The following is a 21299-nucleotide window of genomic DNA, read 5'->3' as shown; positions in this document are numbered from 1 at the left end:
GCCCTACTCCGCCGCGATCGCATGGCCGGCGAAATTCGCGCGGCGGCTGCGGTACTGGGAGATGCGATCCTCGATCTCGTGACGGAAGTGACGGATCAGCCCCTGGACCGGCCAGGCGGCCGCGTCGCCCAGGGCGCAGATGGTGTGGCCCTCGACCTGTTTGCTGACGTCCAGCAGCAGGTCGATCTCGGACGGATCGGCCTCGCCCACCGACATCCGCTCCAGCACGCGCCACATCCAGCCGGTGCCCTCGCGGCACGGGGTGCACTGGCCGCAGCTCTCATGCTTGTAGAAATAGCTGATGCGGGCGATCGCCTTCACCAGGTCGGTCGACTCGTCCATCACGATGACGGCGGCGGTGCCGAGGCCCGACTGCATCTCGCGCAGGGAATCGAAATCCATCAGCGCCGTCTCGGCCATGTCGCGGGTGATCATCGGCACCGACGACCCGCCCGGGATCACGGCCTTCAGATTGCCCCAGCCGCCGCGCACGCCGCCGCAATGTTCTTCCAGCAGCTGACGCAGCGGGATCGACATCGCCTCCTCGACATTGCACGGCCGGTTCACGTGGCCGCTGATCGACATGATCTTGGTGCCGGTGTTGTTGGCGCGGCCGAAGCCCGCGAACCATTCGGCTCCGCGACGCAGGATGGTGCCGACCACCGCGATCGACTCGACATTGTTGACCGTGGTCGGGCAGCCGTACAGGCCGGCCCCGGCCGGGAACGGCGGCTTCAGGCGCGGCTGACCCTTCTTGCCCTCCAGGCTCTCCAGCAGGGCGGTTTCCTCGCCGCAGATGTAAGCGCCCGCACCGTGGTGGATGTAGACGTCGAAATCCCAGCCATGGATGTTGTTCTGGCCGATCAGCTTCGCGTCATAGGCCTGCTTGACCGCGGCCTCCATACGCTCGCGTTCCAGCACATATTCGCCGCGCAGATAAATGTAACAGGCGTGGGCCTGCATCGCGAAGCTGGCGATCAGACACCCTTCGATCAGCAGGTGGGGATCATGGCGCATGATCTCCCGGTCCTTGCAGGTGCCGGGCTCGGACTCATCGGCATTGACCACCAGATAGTGAGGACGGTCCTTCACCTCCTTGGGCATGAAGGACCATTTCAGACCGGTCGGGAAGCCGGCGCCGCCGCGTCCGCGCAGGCCCGAATTCTTGACGTTGGTGATGACCCAGTCGCGCCCGAGGTCGAGCATGTCCTTCGTGGCGTTCCAGCAGCCGCGGTTCCTCGCCCCGTCCAGCGTCCAGTCATGGAAGCCGTACAGATTGGTGAAGATGCGGTCCTTGTCTTCGAGGAGTCCGACCATGGTTCAGTCCAGTTCCGCCATACGACGGCGATGATAACGGGTGCGCAGGAAGATGGCCGCGAGCATCAGCACCCAGCCGACTGCCAGCAGGCCGTAGCCGGCCATCTGAAGGGCGGGGCCGGCCGCGCCGGCCTGGCCGACGGACCAGACCATGATCGCGCCCAGCACGACACAGGCCAGGCCCGCGAAGCGTTGCTTGCGGCCGACGGCCCGCATCTCGGCCTTGTAGGCAGCGATGGCTTCGTCGGAGCTGAGGTCGGGACGGCTCATGCCGGCACCGGCTTGCTGTTGGGCAGGGCCTTGATCGGCCTGGCGGCCGAGCCGTCGTACAGTTTCGGATCGGTCAGGGTCAGGGCCGGGCCCTCGGGCTCCGAGCTGTGGCGACCGACGCGCGAGCCGGGTTTGGGTTTCTTGCCGGCGGCGAAATCGTCGATGATCTGGGCCAGGGTCTCGGGCGTCAGGTCTTCGAAATAGTAGTCGTTGATCATGGCCATCGGCGCATTGGCGCAGGCCCCCAGGCATTCGACCTCTTCCCAGGTGAAGCGGCCGTCGGCGCTGAGCACCTGTTTCGGACCGATCTTGTCCTTGCAGACCTTCATCAGGTCATTGGCCCCGCGCAGGGCGCACGGCGTGGTGCCGCACACCTGGATCAGGGCCGCCGAACCGACCGGCTCCAGCATGAACATCGTATAGAAGGTGACGACCTCAAGCACCCGGATATAGGGCATCTCCAGCAGCTCGGCGATCGCGCGCAGCGCCGGCTCGGGGCACCAGCCCTCCTGCTTCTGCACCAGCCAGAGGATCGGGATCACCGCCGACTGTTTGCGGTCAGCCGGGTATTTCTTGATCCACCAGTCGACCTTGGCCTTCGTCGCCTTCGAGAAGGCGAAGCTGGCGGGTTGAATCTTGGCGAGGCGACGAACGCTCATGCGACAGACTTTCTTTCGAACTCGCGTGCCTTGCGCGAGGGCTCGCGGAGCCAGCGGCGCACGGGCGCAATCGATCCAATAATCACCCAAGCCAGCGCCGACGCAGCCACTCCCCAGCCGGCCTGGGTCCAGATCGACACGCGACTGTCCAGATCAGCGGCGTCAGCGCGGGAGATTGCACTCCAAACGATCCAGAATGGCAGAAAGGTAATTGCATGCACCACAAGCATACGGAGATACCAGCCCGCCGCAGTTGCCTTGATTTTCGCGGTTCCAAAGGACTGCGCGCCTTCAAACCCGGCGAGGATCAGGATCACAATAACCGGTCCGATCAGGTCGACGAATGAGAACTGCATGGGCGGAGGCGTCACCGGTCCACCTCGCCGAACACGATATCCAGCGAGCCGAGGATGGCGGACACATCGGCCAGCATGTGGCCGCGGTTCATCCAGTCCATGGCCTGCAGGTGGCGGAAGCCCGGGGCCGAGATCTTGACCCGGTACGGCTTGTTGCTGCCGTCGCTGACCAGATAGATGCCGAACTCGCCCTTGGGGGCCTCGACCGAGGCATAGACCTCGCCCTCGGGCGTGCGGAAGCCCTCGGTGTACAGTTTGAAATGGTGGATCAGCGCCTCCATCGAGCGCTTCATCTCACCGCGTTTGGGCGGGACGATCTTGTTGTCCTCGACCATCACCGGCTCGCCGGGACGGTTGCGCAGTTCGTGGATGCACTGCTCCATGATCCGCACCGACTGCTTCATCTCCTCGATGCGGCACAGGTAGCGGTCCCAGCAGTCGCCGTTCTTGCCGACGACGATATCGAACTCCAGATCGGCATAGCATTCGTAAGGCTGCGACTTGCGCAGGTCCCAGGCGATGTCCGAGCCGCGCAGCATCACGCCGGTGAAGCCCCAGTCCAGCGCCTGCTGTTTCGACACCACGCCGATGTCGACGTTGCGCTGTTTGAAGATGCGGTTCTCGGTGACCAGGGACTCGATGTCCTTCAGCGCCGCCGGGAATTCATGGCACCAGCGCCCGATGTCGTCGATCAGGGCCATCGGCAGGTCCTGGTGGACGCCACCAGGACGGAAATAGTTGGCGTGCAGACGCGCGCCCGAGGCGCGCTCGTAGAACACCATCAGCTTCTCGCGTTCCTCGAACCCCCACAGCGGCGGGGTCAGGGCCCCGACGTCCATGGCCTGGGTCGTCACGTTCAGCAGGTGCGACAGGATGCGGCCGATTTCCGAATACAGCACGCGGATCAGCTGGGCCCGGTACGGCACCTCGATGCCCAGCAGCCGCTCGATGGCCAGGCAGAAGGCGTGCTCCTGGTTCATCGGCGCGACATAGTCGAGGCGGTCCAGATAGGGCACGTTCTGCAGATAGGTGCGGGCCTCCATCAGCTTCTCGGTGCCGCGATGCAGCAGGCCGATGTGCGGATCGACGCGTTCGACCACCTCGCCGTCCAGCTCCAGCACCAGACGCAGCACACCGTGCGCGGCCGGGTGTTGCGGGCCGAAATTGATCGTGAATTTGCGGTCGTCCAGCGCCCGCGCCGCGGCCGTCCGGCCGTCCTCGGTCGTGTCGAACACGTCGGTCGCCAGCTCGGACCCGAGGGCCGGCTTCTTGGCAGGGGTGTGGCCGTCAGCCATCAGACAGTTCCTCGTCCAGAGACTTGGGCCGTCGGGCCAGGGCGACGACCCAGCCCAGCACCAGCGTCAACAAACCCATGCTCGACACGGCCGCCGTCGAGAGCTGCCAGTCGCCGGTCAGCACCGCGATGGCCAGCGGCGTCGACAGCAATATGGCCGAAGCCCCCAGCAGGGCGCTCTGCAACTCGCCCGCCGACAGCCGCCGGATACCGGCCCCGACCGCCAGACAGACGACGGCGATCATGATCGAAATGCCCAGGGCCTGGGTCTGCTCGGCCGGAATCACCGGCGCGCGCGTGAACCAGCCGGTCATCCGCGCGCCCAGGGTGAACAGAAAGGCGGTCGAGAAGGTCACCAGAAAGAAGGAAGAGGCCGAGCGAAACGCTGCCTTGTTCATGGTCGATCATCCCGCCTTCTCGTCGCCGGGCAGGACCGGGGCCGGATAGTCGGCCCCCTCCCACGGCGACAGGAAATCAAAGTTCCGGAACTCTTGAGTCAGTTTGACGGGCTCATACACAACCCGCTTCTGTTCCTCGTCGTAACGCACTTCGACATACCCGGTCATCGGGAAGTCCTTGCGGAGCGGATGCCCCTGGAAGCCATAGTCGGTCAGCAGCCGGCGCATGTCCGGATGACCCGAGAACAGCACCCCATACATGTCGAACGCCTCGCGCTCGAACCAGCCGGCCGACGGATAGACGGCGATGACACTGGGCACGGGGGCCTGTTCGTCGGTCGCCACCTTGACCCGCACCCGCACGTTCCGGGTCATCGACAGCAGATGATAGACGATCTCGAACCGCTCGACCCGGTCCGGATAGTCGGCCCCACACACGTCCAGCAGCTGCTGGAAGCCGAAGCGGTCGCGCAGCGCGGTCAGCACCTCGACGATCCGGTCACGGTGGGCGACCAGGTTCAGCTCACCGAAGGCCACCTGGGCGTCGACGCCCAGCTCGCCGACCATCTCGGCCCCCAGCGGGGTCAGGACGGCCTCACGAACCGCGATATTGGCTTCGGTGCTCATCGGTCGATGGTCCCCGTGCGACGGATCTTCTTCTGCAGCTGCAGCAGGCCGTAAAGCAGGGCCTCCGCCGTCGGCGGACAGCCGGGAACATAGACGTCTACAGGTACAATACGGTCGCAACCACGAACTACACTGTAACTATAGTGGTAATATCCGCCACCGTTGGCGCAACTGCCCATCGAAAGCACGTAACGCGGATCCGGCATCTGATCGTAGACTTTGCGAAGCGCCGGAGCCATCTTGTTGGTCAGGGTCCCGGCCACGATCATCAGGTCGGACTGGCGCGGGCTGGCGCGCGGGGCCATGCCGAACCGCTCCATGTCGAAGCGCGGCATCGACGCCTGCATCATCTCCACGGCGCAGCAGGCCAGGCCGAAGGTCATCCACATCAGGCTGCCGGTCCGGGCCCAGGTGATCACGTCGTCCAGCGAGGTGGTCAGGAAGCCCTGCTCGCCCAGTTGGGTGTTGACCTGCTCGAAGAATTTGTCGTGCAGCTTGGGGTCATAGCCCTCGACCGTGGCGCGCGCGCCCTGGCCGAAGCCCATCGGGGACGCGCCCTGGTTGCCGACCCCGATCAGCGGCGTGGTGTTGGTCACTATTCCCATTCCAGCGCCCCCTTCTTCCATTCGTAGATGAAGCCGACCGTCAGCACACCCAGGAAGACCATCATCGACCAGAAGGCGAACACCATGCCGCCCTTGGACAGGTCGAACATCGACACGGCCCAGGGGAACAGGAAGGCGACTTCCAGATCGAAGATGATGAACAGGATCGACACCAGATAGAACCGCACGTCGAATTTCATCCGTGCATCGTCAAAGGCGTTGAAGCCGCATTCATAGGCGGACAGCTTTTCGGAGTCGGGATTGCTGGGCGCAAGCACCCAGGCCGCCAGCATGAAGCCGAGGCCCAGCGCCGTCGCTATCCCGAGAAAGATAACGATCGGCAGATATTCCAGAAGAAATGCGTTCATTCGAGAAGACCTCGGCCGCCAGGGAGGCAGCGGATTCGGCGCTTTCTAGCCCCAACCCCGCCGGGGTTCAAACCCATGACGACAAAGGATTTTGTTGAGAATGGTTCGCAGGGCGCTGTGACCTGGATGTCAGGCCCCGACAGGCTGGAAAAATCGCTGACAGCGCGCTTGACAGTGCAAGTCCCACCCGCCTAAACGACGCCCCTCGCCGCGACGCAACCAGCGCCGCGCCGGGAATACGCGGGTGTAGCTCAGTTGGTTAGAGTGCCGGCCTGTCACGCCGGAGGTCGCGGGTTCGAGTCCCGTCACTCGCGCCATTCCCTCTCGATTGTTCGAGGGAATGGCGCGCCCCGCCCCTGACCCGGTCGACACCCCTCCCCCTCATCTCTGCATCGTCACAGCGGCATCGCTGAACCTGTCGGCGATTTCATTCGCCCGCCCCAATCGCGCCTTATTCTGCTACATATGTAACAGGCTACAAATGTAGCGGAGGCCCCGATGATCGAATCCCTGCCCAGACGCGAACGCGAGGTGTTCGAGATTCTGTGTCAGCTCGAGGAGGGCACAGCCGGGGCTGTTCGCAACGCCATGTCCGGCTCCCCCAGCGATTCGGCGGTCCGCACATTGCTGTCACGACTGAAGGCCAAGGGACTGATCGCCCACCGCACCGATAACCAGGCCTATGTCTATGCGCCTGTGCTCCGGCCCGAGGCCGTGGCTGACGGAGCCCTGCGCCGTCTGGTCAACACCTTCTTCAACGGCTCCCCCGCCAGCGCCGCCACCGCCCTGCTGGGCCTGGCCTCGCAGCTGGACCCGGAAGAACTGGCGGCCCTGCGCCGGGCCATCGACGACGCCGGGGAGCGGCAGTCATGATCGCCCTGCTCATCAGCCTCGCGCTCAAGTCCGGCCTCGTCGCCGGGGCCGGCCTGCTGCTGGCCGAACTGTTTGCCGGACGCCCGGCGGCCGAGCGGGCCGATCTGCTCCGCGCCACCGTCGGCCTGATGCTGGCCCTGCCGGTCATCGCCCTGGCCGGACCCGACCTGGCCCTGGCCGTCCTGCCCGCCGTGGCCGCCGCGCCGGTCCCGACGGTGGACCCGGTCGCCTGGGCCGGCGAGGTGGGGCCGGTCGCCGGGGTTTCGGTCAGCGGCTCGGTCGGGGCTCCGCCGGCCTGGGCCCTGCTGGCGATTGCCTGGACCCTGGGGGCCACCCTCGTGCTGGGCCGCTTCCTGGCCGGGGTCTGGACCCTGTCGCGCTGGAGCCGCAGCGGCCGCCCGGTCGTCGACGGTGCCTGGACCGCCGCCCTGGAGCGTCAGTGGGACGGCCGGGCCCGGCGCCCGCGCCTGCTGGCCGCTTCGCGGGTCGACGGACCGCTCAGCTGGGGCCTGCCGCCCGGGACCGTCCTGATCCATCCCGACAGCCTGGCCCGTTCGGCCGACGCCGATGCGGTCCTGGCCCATGAGATCGCCCATATCCGCCGCCTCGACTGGCCCTTCCTGGCCCTGTCACGCCTGGCCCTGGCCCTGTTCTGGTTCAATCCGCTGATGTGGCGGCTGCACGCCGCCCTGATCGACCGGTCCGAAGAGGCCGCCGATGCCCTGGCCATCGTTCGCGTCGATCCCCGCCAGTACGCCCACACCCTGGTCAATCTGGCCGCCCGAACCACCCCCGTGGCCGCGACCGGCATGACCGGTCCCGCCCGCTCGCTCAGTCAAAGGATCAACGCCATCATGACTTCTCCGCGCAAACCCCACGCCCGCTCGCTGGCCATGACCCTGGCGGTCGGCGGCATGGTCGCGGTCGCTACCCCCCTGGCCGCCCTGGAACTGGCGGCCCGCACAGCGGACGTCAGCCCGGCCGAAGTCGCCGCGTCGGCGGCCGTGGCCCAGCCAGCGCCCGTCGCGCCCGTCGCCACGGTCGCTACGGTCGCCACGGTCGGATCGGTGGCACCGGTCGCCCCGGCCGACAACGCCAGCTTCAGCTATTCCCGTGACGGCTACACGGCCTCCCTGGTCTCGCAGGCCGATGGCAGCACCAGCCGCCAGACCTACACCTACAGCTACTCCGGCGACGGCCCGCCCCCCCTGCCCCCCGTGCCCCCCGCACCGCCGGCACCGCCTGCCCCCCCGGCACCTCCCCCGGCACCTCACGCTCCCCCGGCCCCGCCCGCGCCGCCCGCGCCGCCAGCACCGCCGCGGCTGGTCAGCCATCGGGCACCGGTCGACGCCGTGACCCGGGTCCGCGCGGTTCAGGATCAGGCCCGTGTCGCCCAGGACCGCGCCCGCGCTGAGGCCGACCGCGTCGCCGCCCTGCGCGACCGGGAACAGACCCGCGCCGACGCCCGCGCCGCTGTCGCCGACACCCAGGCCGCCCGGGACGATGCCCGCCGGGCCATGGCCGACGCCCGTATCCAGATGCGCTCGGGGGCCGATGAGATGGAGCGCGGTGCCGCGACCATGCGGGAAGAGGCACGCAAGCTGCAGAATGCCGCCTATCGCGCCGAGCGGATCGCCGAAGCCCGCGCCCAGGGGCGCACTTTGACCGATGCCGAACTCCAGGCCCTGTCGCCCCGACTGGAATCCCAGGCTGATGCGCTCGCCGTCGGGGCCCGACAGCTTCGCCAGCGCGGTGAGGCCACGTCAGCCCTCTAGGGTGTCCTGGCTTCAGCGCCGCTACCCTCCTCCGGGCACGCCCGGAGGAGGGTAGCGCGGGCCTGTTCGCTGTGATCCGGCAGAGATTGGCTCGTCCCGGCGGGTCCTGTCCTCAGCAGGGCGGGTTGGCGGCCCCGTAGTGACCGGTCACCGCATGGGCCCCGGTCGGCGTCAGGGTCAGGACCGTCAGCCGGTCGTATTCGCACTCGTCCATCGCCGCCGCTTCAGTCGCGCCCAGGGCCCGGGCGATGTCGGGCACCGTATTGCTGTGCCCGACCACCAGCACCACCGCCTCGGGCGACAACTGGCGGACCTGACCGACCAGTCGGGCTACATGGGCCGCGGCCCCACCCTCCAGCGACACGGCGACCACCTCGGGATGGGCGGCGGCGGCACTGGGCGCGGCGGTCAGGGCCGTGCGTTGCAGGGGGCTGACGAACACATGGGTCACGCCCGCCCCGGCCAGGGTCTCGGCCAGGGCGGCGGCCCGGGCCTCACCCAGATCGGACAGCACCGGGTCGGCGCTCTGTTCGGCCTTTTCGGCGTGACGAACGACAATCACGGTCTGGGCCACCGCAGGGGCGGCCAGCATCGCGGTCATGGCCGCCGCGAGCAGCAGTCTCTTCATCGGGATCATCCTCTTGCTGCCCGAACCGTGGCCCGGTCGGGGCCGGGTGTCCAGCGGGCCTAGGGCGTGACCTGCGCCTCGGCCGCCGTCACGAAGGCGGCCTCGCCACTGACGTCGGCATAGACGGTGCAGAGGTCCTCGAACACGCGGTTCCAGGCGAAGCGTTCGACGGTCCGGGCCCGGGCCGCCTGGCCAATGGCCTCGATATCGCGCCGGAACAGGGCCTCGACCGCCTCGGCGTAATGACCGGGGTCGGCGCTCTGCGCCAGCTGTCCGACGGTGTCGTCCACGGTCTCGGCCACGCCGCCGGCATTGACCCCGACCACCGGCCGGCCGCAGGCCATGGCCTCCAGCACGATCAGGCCGAACGGCTCCTTGTCATTGGCGTGCACGAAGGCGTCGCAGCTGGCGATAATCTTGGCCACCACCCTGGGGTTGGCCTCATACGGCAGGGAGATGACCCGATCCTCGGCCGGCATCCCGGCCCCGGCCCCGACCAGCACCAGATGATAGGGCGCGCCCAGTTTCTGCACGGCCTCGATCAGCACGCCGATGTTCTTCTCGCGCGCCGGTCGCCCGGCGAAGCACAACAGCCGCGCCGAGTCCGGCAGGTCCAGCTTCTTCAGCAGCCAGTCGCGATCGCGCCGGTCCGGGTGGAAGGTCTCGATCTCGACCCCCAGCGGCCGGATGACGATGTCACGCACCCCGGCCTCTTCCAGACGGCGGGCGATGAACCGGCTGGGCGAGACCACCCGGTCGAATTGCGAAAACAGCTGGGCCCATCGTTTCTCGACCGGCTTCTTGGCCCATTCGCCGAAATGCAGGGCCGCCAGCCCGGCCGGGTCGGAGTGGCAGAAGCCGACCACCGGACAGCCGGCCCTCTGGCCCGCCTCCAGCGCCCCCTGCCCCGGCGTATAGGGATCCCCGGCCTCGATCACCGACGGCTCCAGCGCCGCCACCCAGGCCCCCCAGCGCCGCACCGAGGACGGCCAGCGATAGCCGTCGCCGAACGGCAGCTTGGTCGCGTGCAGCTTGATGACGTCGTCGTCCCCGGCCTCGTGCCGGGGGCCCGGGACGACCAGGCTGTGGGCCACGCCCGGCCGATGACTTGCCAGCCAGGCCTTCTTGGACAGCAGATAGCGTTTCACCCCGCCCGAGCGCGGCGCATACAGCATGGTGGTGTCGACCAGCCGGGGCCGGGCGTCCGCCGTCGACGCCCGCAGCCGGCGCAGGGTCTCCGAGACCTCCTCGTCCAGTCCGGGAATCAGGCGGAGCTCGCTCTCCTCGACCTTGACCCCGACCATGCTGAGCAATTCGCTCTCGGTCGGGGGCCGGCTGCCCGTGCGAATGGAGCGCTGCTGGATGCGACGAACGCGGCGGACGGTAGCCAGTCGGGACTTCACCATGGTGCCGCCCTAGCCTTGGAACCGGCCGAGCTCAAGTGTCCTCAGCCGGCGGAGGAAGATCGGTCACCTTGATGCCCCGCCGCGACAGGGCTTCACGCAGCAGGGTCTCGACCTGGGCATTGACCGAACGCAGCTCGGCGGCGGCCAATCGCTCGACCGCCGCCATCACCCCGGGGGTGGCCCGCATCAGAAACGGCTTCCGGGCCCGGGCCATCTCAGCTGTACAGGGTCCCCGCGTTGACGACCGGCTGGGCGTCGCGATCGGCACACAGCACGACCAGCAGATTCGAGACCATCGCCGCCTTGCGGTCCTCGTCCAGATCCACCACGCCGCGCTCGCCCAGATCAGTCAGGGCGTTCTCGACCATGCCGACCGCACCGCGGACGATCAGGCGTCGCGCGGCCAGAACCGCCTCGGCCTGCTGGCGACGCAGCATGGCCCCGGCGATTTCCGGCGCATAGGCCAGATGGGCCAGCCGCGCCTCGTCGATGGCCACCCCGGCGACCCGGACCCGGCCGACCAGTTCGTCCCGCAACCGGGCCGCCACATCCTCGGCGTCGGCCCGCAGGGTCATTTCCGGAGCCGCGTCCTCGTCGCCATGGTCATAGGCATAGTGGGAGGCGATATCGCGCAGGGCGGTGTCGACCTGGATGTTGACGAAGGCCTGGTAGTCCTCGACGTCGAACAGGGCCTGGGCCGAATCCTCGACGCGCCAGACCACATTGGCGGCGATCTCGATCGGGCTGCCGCGCTTGTCGTTCACCTTCAGCTTGTCGCTGGTCAGGTTGCGAACCCGCACCGAGACCTTCTTGCGGGTGTACCAGGGCAGGACCCAGCGCAGGCCGGTGGTGCGATCGGTCCCGCGATAGGCCCCGAACAGCATGATCGCCATCGCCTCATTGGGCTGCAGCGAATACAGGCCCGTCAGCAACAGCAGACCCGCCATCGACACGGCCACGCCGCCCAGGACGGCGGGCTTGTCACCGAGGTTCATGCCGATGATCACCGGCCCCGCGACAATGATCGCCAGCCCGACCAGCAGCATGGATATCCCGGCCATGACCGCCGCCGGCCGTTCGACCGATTTGAAATGTTCGTTGCCCATTAAACCCTCCTGTTTCGACAAAAGTGATATCACTTTGATCGCAGCTTTGGCAAGATGAATACGCAGGGCCCGATCATCGAAACTGCCTTAGGCCTTGCATTCGCCTCAAATTCGCGAAACTTGGGACATGCTTGCGCAGTCCCTGTTAGAGGTGACCTGCGTCCTTGCGCGTCTGTCCACCAGGGGTTTTTTTCGAATGCGTAAACTGCTTGCGACCGCAGTGGCGATCGCCCCCCTGATGGTAGCGGCCGGTGCCCACGCCGAAATCGTGATTTCGACGACCCGGACGACGCCGATCCTGACGTCCAATGCCACAGGCAGCGGGGCCGATTCCATCCGCATCGCCAGCGGCGGCGCGATGAACGTCCTGACGGGCAATATCGTCACCCTCGATTCCAGCCACAGCATCACGCTTGATTCGGGCGGCAGCATCGGCGGGGGCAGCACAGCCAACGGTACGACCGGCATCCTGGCCAACGGCGGCAATACCGGATCGATTACGATCAGCGGCACCGTCACTGTCGGTGACGACATCACCACCTATCCTGACACCGACGGCGACGGCGACACCGACGGCCCCTGGGCCAACGGCAGCGACCGCTACGGTATCCGCGTGGTCGGTGCCTCGCCCCTGACGGGCAACATCCTTCTGAACAATGCCAGCGCCCTGCTGGTCGACGGCGTCAATGCGGTCGGCATCTCGATCGAATCCGGCCTGACCGGCCGGCTGACGACCCTCGGCGGCATCCGCATGGCGGGTGACAACGCCATCGCCGTCCGCTCGACCTCGACGATCACCGGCGATGTGATGCTCAGCGGCACCATGGCTACCTTCGGGGCCAATACCTCGGCGGTCGTGCTCGAGGGCGACGTCGCGGGCCGGGTCAGCATCCAGGGCGACCTGATGTCCAGCGGCTATCGCTACACCACCCGGCCGCCCGCCACCTTCCTGGAGCATCTCGACCCCGAGGACCTGCTGCAGAACAATTCGCCGGTCATCATCGCCGGCAACGTCAGCGGCGGCGTGGTCCTCGACCGTCCACCGCTCGATGCCGACGCCAACAATGCCGATGAAGACGGCGACGGCGTGCCGGACGCGACCGAAACGACCGGCTTTGTCACCAGCTTCGGCGCGGCTCCGGCGGTCCGGGTCGGTTCGACGACCCGCGCCATCACCCTCGGCGTGGTCGGGACCGGCGATTCGGCCTTCGGCTTCATCAACCGCGGCACCGTCACCGGCCAGGGCATCTACGATAACGTCCAGGGCAATGGCCTGGTCATTGGCGGCACCGGCAATACGGTCACCGTCGACGGTGGCGTTCGCAACGAGGGCACGATCTCGGGCCTGTCGTTCCAGGCCAATGCCACGGCCCTGCGCCTCGCCGACGGCACGATCACGCCGCGGATCAGCAACACCGGCAGCATCTCGGTCGGCGGCTCCTCCGATGTGGCCAGCCAGGTTACAGCGGTGCAGATTGACGCCGGGGCCTCGGTGTCCAGCCTGTCGAACGACGCCGTGATCCTTGCGACGGCGATCGGTTCAACCGTGAACACGACCGCCATCCGCGACTTCAGCGGCACGCTGAATGCGATTTCCAACACCCGTCTGATCCAGGCGACCCTGACACCCAATGCCGCCGGAGACCCGACGACCGGGACTGCCACGGCCATCGACGTCAGCGCCAACACCACCGGTGTGACCCTGATCCAGACCGGGGCTGTCGGTGCCGGCACCTCGGCGGACCTCGACACCGACAACGACGGCGTTCCCGATCTCTACGAACCCGCCATCACCGGCGCGATCCGGCTCGGCACGGGCAATGACGTGGTCGATATCCGCAACGGTGCCGTCCAGGGCGACATCGCCTTCGGGACCGGGGCCGACCAGCTGCTGATCAGCGGCGGTGCCGTCGTGCGCGGGGCCCTGTCGGACGCGGACGGCCTGCTGGACATCACCGTCAGCGACGGCACCCTGGCCGCCGGCCAGCTGACTCCGCTGAACATCACCAATCTGAATGTCGGTGCCGACGGCAATCTGCTGGTCACCCTCGACCCGGTGAACGGCACCAATTCCGGCTTCGTGGTCTCGGGCACGGCGACCCTGGCCGACGGCGCGGGTCTGGGGGTGCAGTTCAACTCCCTGATCAACACGCCCGAACGCTTCACCATCATCCAGGCGGGGACGCTGAACTACGGAGCCATCGACCTGTCGTCGGTGACCGATAATTCGCCCTTCCTGTTCGTCATCGACGCCGGGGCCGACGTCCCGGCCGGTGAGGTCTATGTCGACGCCCGTCGCCGCACCGCCGCCGAAGCCGGTCTGGGCACCGTCGAGGGCGCGATGTACGACGCCTTCTACAACGCCCTCGGCACCGACACGACGCTGCGCAACGCCTTCCTGGCCCAGACGCAGCAGCCGGGCTTCATCAACCTGTACGAACAGGTCCTGCCCGACCATTCCGGCGGCCCCCTGCTGTCCCTGGCCAGCGGCGTCGACGCCGTGACCCGGGCCCTGACGGGGCGCAACGCCTCGGCCGCCCCCGGCGAGGTCAGCGCCTGGGTGCAGGAAATCAATTTCTACGCCGACAAGGACAAGACCGACACCTACGGCTTCCGTTCGGAAGGCTTCGGCGTCGCCGGCGGCGTCGAGCGCGGCAGTGGCCTGGGGGCGGTCGGCGTCTCGCTGGCCTTCACCTCGTCAGATCTCAAGGATCCCGAGGCCGAGGCCGAGGAAATCCTGTCCGCCAGCCTGGTGGAACTGGGCCTCTACTGGCGCGCCCAGGGCCAGAACTGGACGACCTGGGCCCGTGCGGCGGCCGGTTATGCCACCTTCGACGCGACCCGCCAGTTCGTCGGCGGCGGTCTGAACCTGCGCAACGAATCCACCTGGAACGGCTTCACCCTGGCCGCGGCCGGCGGGGCCTCCTACGAGCGCAGCTTCGGTCGCTTCAGCCTGCGCCCCGAAGTCTACGCCGAATATTTCTCGCTCAGCGAGGATGCCCGCAGCGAGACCGGCGGCGGCAATGGCTTCGACCTGAACATCGACGCGCGCGACGGTCATATGTTCTCCACCGTGGCTGCCCTCAACATCGGCATGGGCATGGGCGAGGACAGCTGGCTGCGTCCCGAGGTCCGGGTCGGCTGGCGTCAGAACATCTCGGTCGATCCGGGCGAAACCGTCGGCCGTTTCGCCGGTGGCGGCCCCGATTTCCGCCTGACCCCCGATTCCATCGAGGGCGGCGGTCCAATCGTCGGCTTCCGCCTGAACGTCGGCAACGACCTGGGCATGCTGTCGATCACCGCCGATGCGGAAATGATTGAGAACTACGTGCGTTACATGCTGCTGCTGCGCGCCAGCTTCCGCTTCTAGGTCCCCCTCCGGGCCCGAAACACGAAAGGCCGCCGGATCGCTCCGGCGGCCTTTTTCGCGGGGTGATGCGCTGTGGTAGGCGGCGACGGGTTCGAACCGCCGACCCTCTCGGTGTAAACGAGATGCTCTGACCAGCTGAGCTAGCCGCCCGTCCAGCAACGCCCGTCTGTCATGCCCGTCCGGGCCCGGCCGTTCAAGACGCTTTTCGACAGGAGGCCGATCCGGGGCAGAAACGAAAAACGCGGCCCGGGTTGCCCCGGACCGCGTCCCTGTCGATCGATGTCCGCCGGATCAGTGGCTGACAGCCGTGCCTCCGCTGGACAGGGGGGCGGTGGGCATCGGCAGCGGATCGGCCACCTCGTCCCACTCGGTCGGCGTCAGGGTGCCGGTCAGGGCCCATTTCAACGCCTCGTCCGCGGTCGAGATCGGAATGATCTCCAGACCCGACTTCACATTGTCGGGCACCTCGGCCAGGTCCTTCTCGTTCTCCTGCGGGATCAGCACCGTCTTGACCCCCGAGCGCAGGGCCGCCAGCAGCTTCTCCTTCAGCCCGCCGATGGCGGTGACCCGGCCGCGCAGGGTGATCTCGCCGGTCATGGCGATATCCTTGCGGATCGGCACCCCGGTCAGGACCGAGACCATGGCCACGGTCATGGCCACACCGGCCGAGGGACCGTCCTTGGGCGTCGCGCCATCGGGCACGTGCACATGGATGTCGGTCTTCTCGAACACCGGCGGCTTGACCCCGAAGGTCAGGGCCCGGGCCCGCACATAGGAGGCGGCGGCGGAGATCGACTCCTTCATCACCTCCTTGAGGTTCCCCGTCACGGTCATCCGGCCGCGCCCCGGCATCTTGATCGCCTCAATGGTCAGGATGTCGCCACCGAACTCGGTCCAGGCCAGACCGGTGACGATGCCGACCTGATCCTCCTCGTCCATCTCGCCATAGCGGTATTTCTTGACCCCGGCGTATTCGGCCAGCTTGGCCTCGTCGACCGTGATGGTGGTCGCCTTGGTCTTGGCCATCTCGCGCACGGCCTTGCGCGCCAGACTGCCCAGGGCCCGCTCCAGCGACCGCACCCCGGCTTCCCGGGTGTAGTAGCGGATCAGGGTGCGGATGGCGTCGTCCGGCACCACCAGCTCCCCGGCGCTCAGGCCGTGGTCGGTCAGCAGTTTCGGCAGCACGTGGCGCTTGGCGATCTCGACCTTCTCGTCCTCGGTGTAGCCACTGACCCGGATGATCTCCATCCGGTCCATCAGGGGCTGGGGCATGTTCAGGCTGTTGGCCGTGGTCACGAACATGACGTTGGACAGGTCGTAATCGACCTCCAGATAGTGGTCGCCGAAATTGGCGTTCTGGGCCGGGTCCAGCACCTCGAGCAGGGCCGAGGACGGATCCCCGCGCCAGTCCGAACCCAGCTTGTCGATCTCGTCCAGCAGGATGAAGGCGTTGGTGGTCTTGGCCTTCTTCATCGACTGGATGATCTTGCCGGGCATCGAGCCGATATAGGTCCGGCGGTGACCGCGGATCTCGGCCTCATCGCGCATGCCGCCCAGCGACATCCGCACATATTCGCGGCCGGTCGCCTTGGCGATCGACTTGGCCAGCGAGGTCTTGCCGACGCCCGGAGGGCCGACGAGGCACAGGATCGGGCCCTTCAGCGCGCCGGTGCGCGCCTGGACGGCCAGATATTCGATGATCCGTTCCTTGACCTTCTCGAGGCCGTAGTGGTCCTCCTCGAGGATGTCCTCGGCCTTCTGCAGGTCGATCGGCTTGGCCTTGGCCTTGCCCCACGGGATCGACAGCAGCCAGTCGAGGTAGTTCCGTACCACCGTCGACTCCGCCGACATCGGGCTCATGTTGCGCAGCTTCTTGACCTCGGCGTCGGCCTTGATCCGCGCCTCCTTGGACAGCCGGGTACGGCGGATGCGCTTCTCCAGCTCCATGATTTCGTCGCGCTGGTCGTCGGTCTCGCCCAGCTCGCGCTGGATCGCCTTCATCTGCTCGTTCAGATAATATTCGCGCTGGGTCTTCTCCATCTGGCGCTTGACGCGCGAGCGGATCTTCTTCTCGACCTGCAGGACGCTGATCTCGCCCTCCATCAGGCCATAGACCCGCTCCAGACGCTTGGGCACGTCCGTGGTTTCCAGCAGCGCCTGCTTGTCGGCGATCTTGATCGACAGATGGGCGGCGACCGAGTCGGCCAGCTTGGACGGCTCGACGATCTGCGGAATCGAACTCAGGGCCTCGGGCGGGACCTTCTTGTTCAGCTTCACATAGTTTTCGAACTGCTCGACCACGGCGCGCAGCAAGGCTTCCGACTGGGACGGATCACCGGCCTCCTCGGGAATCTCGACGGCCTCGGCCTCGAAGAATTCGGTGCGGTCGGTGAATTTCACCAGGCGCGCGCGGCTCTTGCCCTCAACCAATACCTTGACGGTACCGTCCGGCAATTTGAGCAGCTGCAGCACGGTGGCCAGCACGCCGACCGGATAGATGGCGTCCGACGCCGGATCGTCGTCGACGGAATTCTTCTGGGTGGCGAGCAGGATCTGCTTGTCGCCCGCCATGATCTCGTCCAGCGCCCGCACGGATTTCTCGCGCCCGACGAACAGCGGCACGACCATATGCGGGAAGACGACAATGTCCCGAAGCGGCAGGACGGGCAGGGTTTTGGTCTCGGTCATGATGCATACTTTCCCGGGCCATTGGTGATCTCCGGCCCGTCACCCAGCGGCCCCCGGCGCTATGCCGGACCCCGTCAGGGCGACCCGTCGATTCCGACGGCGTTCGTTAGAGTATGTGGGTCGCGGGCGGCCCGGTTCAAGCATAACCACAAATCGCCGCCCTGCCCGCCCGGCTTCATCCCCAGACAACCGTACCTGCCGGGCACGAAAAAGGCCCCGGACGCGACGCCCGGGGCCTGATTGTCGGTGTCAGGAGGACGGGGGCGGTCAGGCCGCCCCGTCAGCCTTCTTCTTCTCGGCATAGATCAGCAGCGGCTGGGCATTGCCCTCGATCACCTCGGCATTGACCACGACCTCCTCGACCCCCTCGAAGGTCGGCAGCTCGAACATGGTCTCCAGCAGGATGCCTTCCAGGATCGAGCGCAGGCCGCGCGCGCCGGTCTTGCGGGTGATAGCCTTCTTGGCGACGGCGTTGAGCGCGTCGTCGGTGAAGGACAGCTCGACATTCTCCATCTCGAACAGACGCTTGTACTGCTTGACCAGGGCGTTCTTCGGCTCGGTCAGGATCATCACCAGGGCTTCCTCGTCGAGGTCCTCCAGCGTGGCCAGGACCGGCAGACGGCCGATGAATTCCGGGATCAGGCCGAACCGCATCAGATCGTCGGGCTCGACGCCCTTGAGGATGTCGCCGGTGCGACGCTCGTCGACGTCCTTGACCTTGGCCCCGAAGCCGATCGAGGCCCCGGCACCGCGCGCGGCGATCACCTTCTCAAGGCCGGCGAAGGCCCCGCCGACGATGAACAGGATGTTGGCGGTGTCGACCTGCAGGAACTCCTGCTGCGGGTGTTTGCGGCCGCCCTGGGGGGGCACGGAGGCGACGGTGCCTTCCATGATCTTCAGCAGGGCCTGCTGCACGCCCTCTCCCGAGACGTCACGGGTGATCGACGGATTGTCCGACTTGCGCGAAATCTTGTCGATTTCATCGATGTAGACGATGCCGCGCTGGGCCCGCTCGACATTGTAGTCAGAGGCCTGGAGCAGCTTCAGGATGATGTTCTCGACGTCCTCACCCACATAACCGGCCTCGGTCAGGGTGGTGGCGTCCGCCATGGTGAAGGGCACGTCGATGATGCGGGCCAGGGTCTGGGCCAGCAGCGTCTTGCCGGAACCGGTCGGCCCGATCAGCATGATGTTCGACTTGGCCAGTTCAACATCGTTGTTCTTGGCCGCGTGGTTCAGCCGCTTGTAGTGGTTGTGAACGGCGACGCTCAGAACCTTCTTGGCGTGCTTCTGCCCGATCACATAGTCGTCAAGGACGTCCCGGATCTCCTTCGGAGTCGGTACGCCGTCCTTGGTCGTCTTGAAGGCAATCTTGTGCTCTTCGCGGATGATATCCATGCACAGTTCGACGCATTCATCACAGATGAACACCGTCGGACCGGCGATAAGCTTGCGCACTTCGTGCTGGCTCTTCCCGCAGAACGAGCAGTACAGAGTGCTTTTAGCGTCGCCGCTGGCTGCTTTGGTCATAGACCCATCTCACTCCGACGAACGGCCGCGACATGCAGCCGAGCGCGTATCCAACGCGTTGATTCCTGAACTCTAGGCGCGAAGGTCTTCAAAAATTGACAATCACCCATCATTGCCGCGGCCACAAGCCCACCGCGTGCCGGCAGGGCAGGAAGGACGGACCATGTTCACAGTCGACGGGGATCACGGCGAATGCGTGACATGGGCACCGGAGCGGTGATTCGCCAGACCCTTGAGGCCGCGCCGGCCCCGGGCGTGCCGATTGTCGCCTTCGATTTTGACGGCACACTGACCATCCGCGACAGTTTCACCGCCTTTCTGCGCTGGCGCGCCGGCCCGGCCCGCTGGGCCCTGGGCCTCGCCAAACTGACGCCGGCGGTGGTGACCTATGCCCATGACCGCGACCGCGGACGGATCAAGGCAGCCTCGGTACGGGAATTCCTCGGCGGCGTGGACCGCGCCACGCTCGAGGCCGAGGCCGAACGGTTCGCCGAATTCATCTGGCCCCGCTTCATCCGTCCCGATGCCCTCGCCTGCTGGCAGGACTGGGGCCGCCGGGGCGCACATCGCGTGATCGTGACCGCCTCGCCCGGGATCACCGTCGCCCCGTTTGCGCGTCGCCTCGGGGCCGAGGCCCTGCTGGGGACCCATATGGCCTTCGATGCCGACGACCGGGTCACCGGTGCCTTCACCGGGCCCAACTGCCGGGGTGAGGAGAAGGTGCGCCGCCTGCGCGCCGCCTATGGCGACGATCTGAAGCTGGCCGCTGCCTATGGGGACACCAGTGGCGACACAGAAATGCTGGCCTTTGCCGCCGAGGCGGGCTTCCGGGTGTTCACAGGCCACCCCTGACGCCGACCGGCACTAGCGGCCGTCGGCATCCACGTCGAAGACAACCGGCTTGCCGCGTGAGGTCGGATTCCAGCCGGCCTCGATGGCAGCGGTCACGGAATTGCGCACGGCCTCGATATTGACGCGCTGCTTCTCCAGGTCCGGACGGCCGTTCGGGCGCATCGGCATCGGAAACTGGACGATGGCCTCGCGCTTGAAGTCCTTCAGCCGCAGGGCGATGGCCATGCCGTCCCAGGAGCCATTGGCCTGGGGCTGGGGCTGCCGTCGCACCTCCCAGTCATAGGTGTCGCCGTCGATCTCGACGACGCCGCGGGTGTCACGTCCGTACTGCATCCGCAGCCCATAGCACGATCCCGCCCCGGATCGCCGCATCCTGACGGCACAAAAAAGAAGGGCGCGCCGTCGCCGGCACGCCCTCCCTGATATCCAGTGATCCTGGCCGGATCAGACGGTCTTGATGCCGTCGCTGTCGGCTTCCTCACGCTTTTCATAAACGTGGTCGATGATGCCCCAGTCCTTGGCCTGTTTGGCATCCATGAAATGGTCGCGGTCGAGGGTCTTCTCGACCTCCTCATAGGTCCGGCCCGTGTGATGGACGTAGATCTCGTTGAGCCGCTTCTTGGTTTCGACGATGTCCTCGGCGTGGCGCACGATGTCCGAGGCCTGGCCGCGGAAGCCGCCCGAGGGCTGGTGAACCATGACGCGGGCGTTCGGCAGGGCGATCCGCTGGCCCGCCTCACCGGCGGTCAGGATCAGCGAGCCGGCCGAGGCGGCCATGCCCATGCACACGGTGGAAACCGGGCTCTTGATGTATTGCATGGTGTCATAGATCGCGAGCGCCGAGGTCACCTGACCCCCGGGGCTGTTGATGTACATGCTGATTTCCTTCTTCGGGTTTTCCGATTCCAGGAACAGCAGCTGGGCGCAGATCAGCGAGGCCATCGTGTCCTCGAACGGACCCGTCAGGAAGATGATCCGCTCGCGCAGCAGGCGCGAAAAGATGTCGAACGAGCGTTCGCCGCGGCTGGATTGCTCCACCACCATCGGCACGAGGTTGCTCTGGATGTAGTCGATCGGATCGCGCATTCGGTGGCCTTCTCGGAGATGCTGCCCTTGGCCGGGCGTCTGGCGCGACTCACCGGCCGCTGCCCTGTTGAACAGGATATCGCGTTGCCAA

General features: G+C 66.7%; 21 protein-coding genes and 2 tRNA genes. 5 read left to right on the top strand and 18 right to left on the bottom strand.

Annotated features, from left to right (window positions below; genetic code table 11):
• Positions 1-3 precede the first annotated feature (3 nt).
• Genes nuoF through PSV00_RS04275 form a run of 9 tightly spaced genes read right to left on the bottom strand, consistent with a single transcriptional unit; the run spans position 4 to position 5894 of the window.
• Entirely contained in the window at positions 4-1317 is a 1314-nt protein-coding gene (gene nuoF, locus PSV00_RS04315; protein WP_300445239.1) for an NADH-quinone oxidoreductase subunit NuoF, read from the bottom strand.
• Positions 1318-1320: 3 nt separating this feature from the next.
• Positions 1321-1587, bottom strand: a complete 267-nt coding sequence (locus PSV00_RS04310; protein ID WP_300445237.1) for a hypothetical protein — start codon at positions 1585-1587, stop codon at positions 1321-1323.
• Complete coding sequence (nuoE, locus tag PSV00_RS04305) at positions 1584-2246, bottom strand: NADH-quinone oxidoreductase subunit NuoE (RefSeq protein ID WP_300445236.1); 663 nt, start codon at positions 2244-2246, stop codon at positions 1584-1586. The genes PSV00_RS04310 and nuoE overlap by 4 nt, the downstream gene beginning before the upstream one ends.
• On the bottom strand, positions 2243-2602 hold the full coding sequence (locus tag PSV00_RS04300) for a hypothetical protein (protein ID WP_300445234.1): 360 nt from the start codon (positions 2600-2602) through the stop codon (positions 2243-2245). The genes nuoE and PSV00_RS04300 overlap by 4 nt, the downstream gene beginning before the upstream one ends.
• An 11-nt stretch (positions 2603-2613) precedes the next feature.
• Entirely contained in the window at positions 2614-3897 is a 1284-nt protein-coding gene (locus tag PSV00_RS04295; protein WP_300445232.1) for an NADH-quinone oxidoreductase subunit D, read from the bottom strand.
• Positions 3890-4294, bottom strand: coding sequence for a hypothetical protein (locus tag PSV00_RS04290; RefSeq protein ID WP_300445230.1), 405 nt, complete (start codon positions 4292-4294; stop codon positions 3890-3892). The genes PSV00_RS04295 and PSV00_RS04290 overlap by 8 nt, the downstream gene beginning before the upstream one ends.
• Before the next feature lie 6 nt (positions 4295-4300).
• Positions 4301-4861, bottom strand: a complete 561-nt coding sequence (locus PSV00_RS04285) for an NADH-quinone oxidoreductase subunit C (RefSeq protein ID WP_300445511.1) — start codon at positions 4859-4861, stop codon at positions 4301-4303.
• Positions 4862-4917: 56 nt separating this feature from the next.
• A complete protein-coding gene (locus PSV00_RS04280) occupies positions 4918-5547 on the bottom strand; it encodes an NADH-quinone oxidoreductase subunit B family protein (protein WP_300445229.1) in 630 nt (209 codons plus the stop codon).
• Positions 5517-5894: an NADH-quinone oxidoreductase subunit A gene (locus PSV00_RS04275; RefSeq protein WP_300445227.1), complete on the bottom strand. Its 378-nt coding sequence runs from the start codon at positions 5892-5894 to the stop codon at positions 5517-5519. Before PSV00_RS04275 ends, PSV00_RS04280 begins: the two co-directional genes overlap by 31 nt.
• Positions 5895-6134: 240 nt before the next feature.
• Here PSV00_RS04275 and PSV00_RS04270 point away from each other — a divergent pair.
• The 3 genes from PSV00_RS04270 to PSV00_RS04260 all read left to right on the top strand — a co-directional run bounded on the left by PSV00_RS04270 (position 6135) and on the right by PSV00_RS04260 (position 8542).
• Positions 6135-6211, top strand: a tRNA-Asp gene (locus tag PSV00_RS04270).
• A gap of 181 nt (positions 6212-6392) precedes the next feature.
• Positions 6393-6767, top strand: a complete 375-nt coding sequence (locus PSV00_RS04265) for a BlaI/MecI/CopY family transcriptional regulator (RefSeq protein ID WP_300445225.1) — start codon at positions 6393-6395, stop codon at positions 6765-6767.
• Complete coding sequence (locus tag PSV00_RS04260; protein ID WP_300445223.1) at positions 6764-8542, top strand: M56 family metallopeptidase; 1779 nt, start codon at positions 6764-6766, stop codon at positions 8540-8542. The genes PSV00_RS04265 and PSV00_RS04260 overlap by 4 nt, the downstream gene beginning before the upstream one ends.
• Before the next feature lie 112 nt (positions 8543-8654).
• On the opposite strand, the gene PSV00_RS04255 is transcribed toward PSV00_RS04260, so the two are convergent.
• Genes PSV00_RS04255 through PSV00_RS04240 form a run of 4 tightly spaced genes read right to left on the bottom strand, consistent with a single transcriptional unit; the run spans position 8655 to position 11682 of the window.
• Positions 8655-9170, bottom strand: a complete 516-nt coding sequence (locus tag PSV00_RS04255) for a phosphoglycerate mutase family protein (RefSeq protein WP_300445221.1) — start codon at positions 9168-9170, stop codon at positions 8655-8657.
• 59 nt (positions 9171-9229) lie between these two features.
• The gene (locus PSV00_RS04250; protein ID WP_300445219.1) at positions 9230-10576 is read right to left on the bottom strand and encodes a glycosyltransferase; all 1347 of its coding nucleotides are present in this window, start codon (positions 10574-10576) and stop codon (positions 9230-9232) included.
• 31 nt (positions 10577-10607) lie between these two features.
• Complete coding sequence (locus PSV00_RS04245) at positions 10608-10763, bottom strand: hypothetical protein (protein ID WP_300445218.1); 156 nt, start codon at positions 10761-10763, stop codon at positions 10608-10610.
• Positions 10764-10791: 28 nt separating this feature from the next.
• A complete protein-coding gene (locus tag PSV00_RS04240; protein ID WP_300445216.1) occupies positions 10792-11682 on the bottom strand; it encodes an SPFH domain-containing protein in 891 nt (296 codons plus the stop codon).
• 196 nt (positions 11683-11878) lie between these two features.
• Here PSV00_RS04240 and PSV00_RS04235 point away from each other — a divergent pair, with 196 nt between their 5' ends.
• Positions 11879-15052: an autotransporter domain-containing protein gene (locus PSV00_RS04235; RefSeq protein WP_300445214.1), complete on the top strand. Its 3174-nt coding sequence runs from the start codon at positions 11879-11881 to the stop codon at positions 15050-15052.
• A gap of 73 nt (positions 15053-15125) precedes the next feature.
• On the opposite strand, the gene PSV00_RS04230 is transcribed toward PSV00_RS04235, so the two are convergent.
• The 3 genes from PSV00_RS04230 to clpX all read right to left on the bottom strand — a co-directional run bounded on the left by PSV00_RS04230 (position 15126) and on the right by clpX (position 19270).
• Positions 15126-15202 (bottom strand) — tRNA-Val (locus PSV00_RS04230).
• Between the two features lie 141 nt (positions 15203-15343).
• Positions 15344-17740 carry an endopeptidase La gene (gene lon / locus PSV00_RS04225; RefSeq protein ID WP_300445213.1) on the bottom strand — a complete coding sequence of 799 codons (2397 nt, stop codon included), beginning with the start codon at positions 17738-17740 and terminating at the stop codon, positions 15344-15346.
• A gap of 267 nt (positions 17741-18007) precedes the next feature.
• Entirely contained in the window at positions 18008-19270 is a 1263-nt protein-coding gene (gene clpX / locus PSV00_RS04220; RefSeq protein WP_300445212.1) for an ATP-dependent Clp protease ATP-binding subunit ClpX, read from the bottom strand.
• A gap of 192 nt (positions 19271-19462) precedes the next feature.
• Between clpX and PSV00_RS04215 the strand changes: the two genes are divergently transcribed.
• Positions 19463-20122: an HAD-IB family hydrolase gene (locus PSV00_RS04215; RefSeq protein ID WP_366944633.1), complete on the top strand. Its 660-nt coding sequence runs from the start codon at positions 19463-19465 to the stop codon at positions 20120-20122.
• A gap of 12 nt (positions 20123-20134) precedes the next feature.
• On the opposite strand, the gene PSV00_RS04210 is transcribed toward PSV00_RS04215, so the two are convergent.
• The gene (locus PSV00_RS04210; RefSeq protein ID WP_300445211.1) at positions 20135-20455 is read right to left on the bottom strand and encodes a hypothetical protein; all 321 of its coding nucleotides are present in this window, start codon (positions 20453-20455) and stop codon (positions 20135-20137) included.
• Between the two features lie 111 nt (positions 20456-20566).
• A complete protein-coding gene (locus PSV00_RS04205) occupies positions 20567-21208 on the bottom strand; it encodes an ATP-dependent Clp protease proteolytic subunit (protein WP_300445209.1) in 642 nt (213 codons plus the stop codon).
• Positions 21209-21299 lie beyond the last annotated feature (91 nt).

This window comes from Brevundimonas sp. (assembly GCF_029945885.1).
Taxonomy (GTDB): Bacteria; Pseudomonadota; Alphaproteobacteria; order Caulobacterales; family Caulobacteraceae; genus Brevundimonas.
The sequence above is the reverse complement of the archived record's forward strand: the minus strand, read 5'-3'. Positions and strand labels throughout refer to the sequence as shown.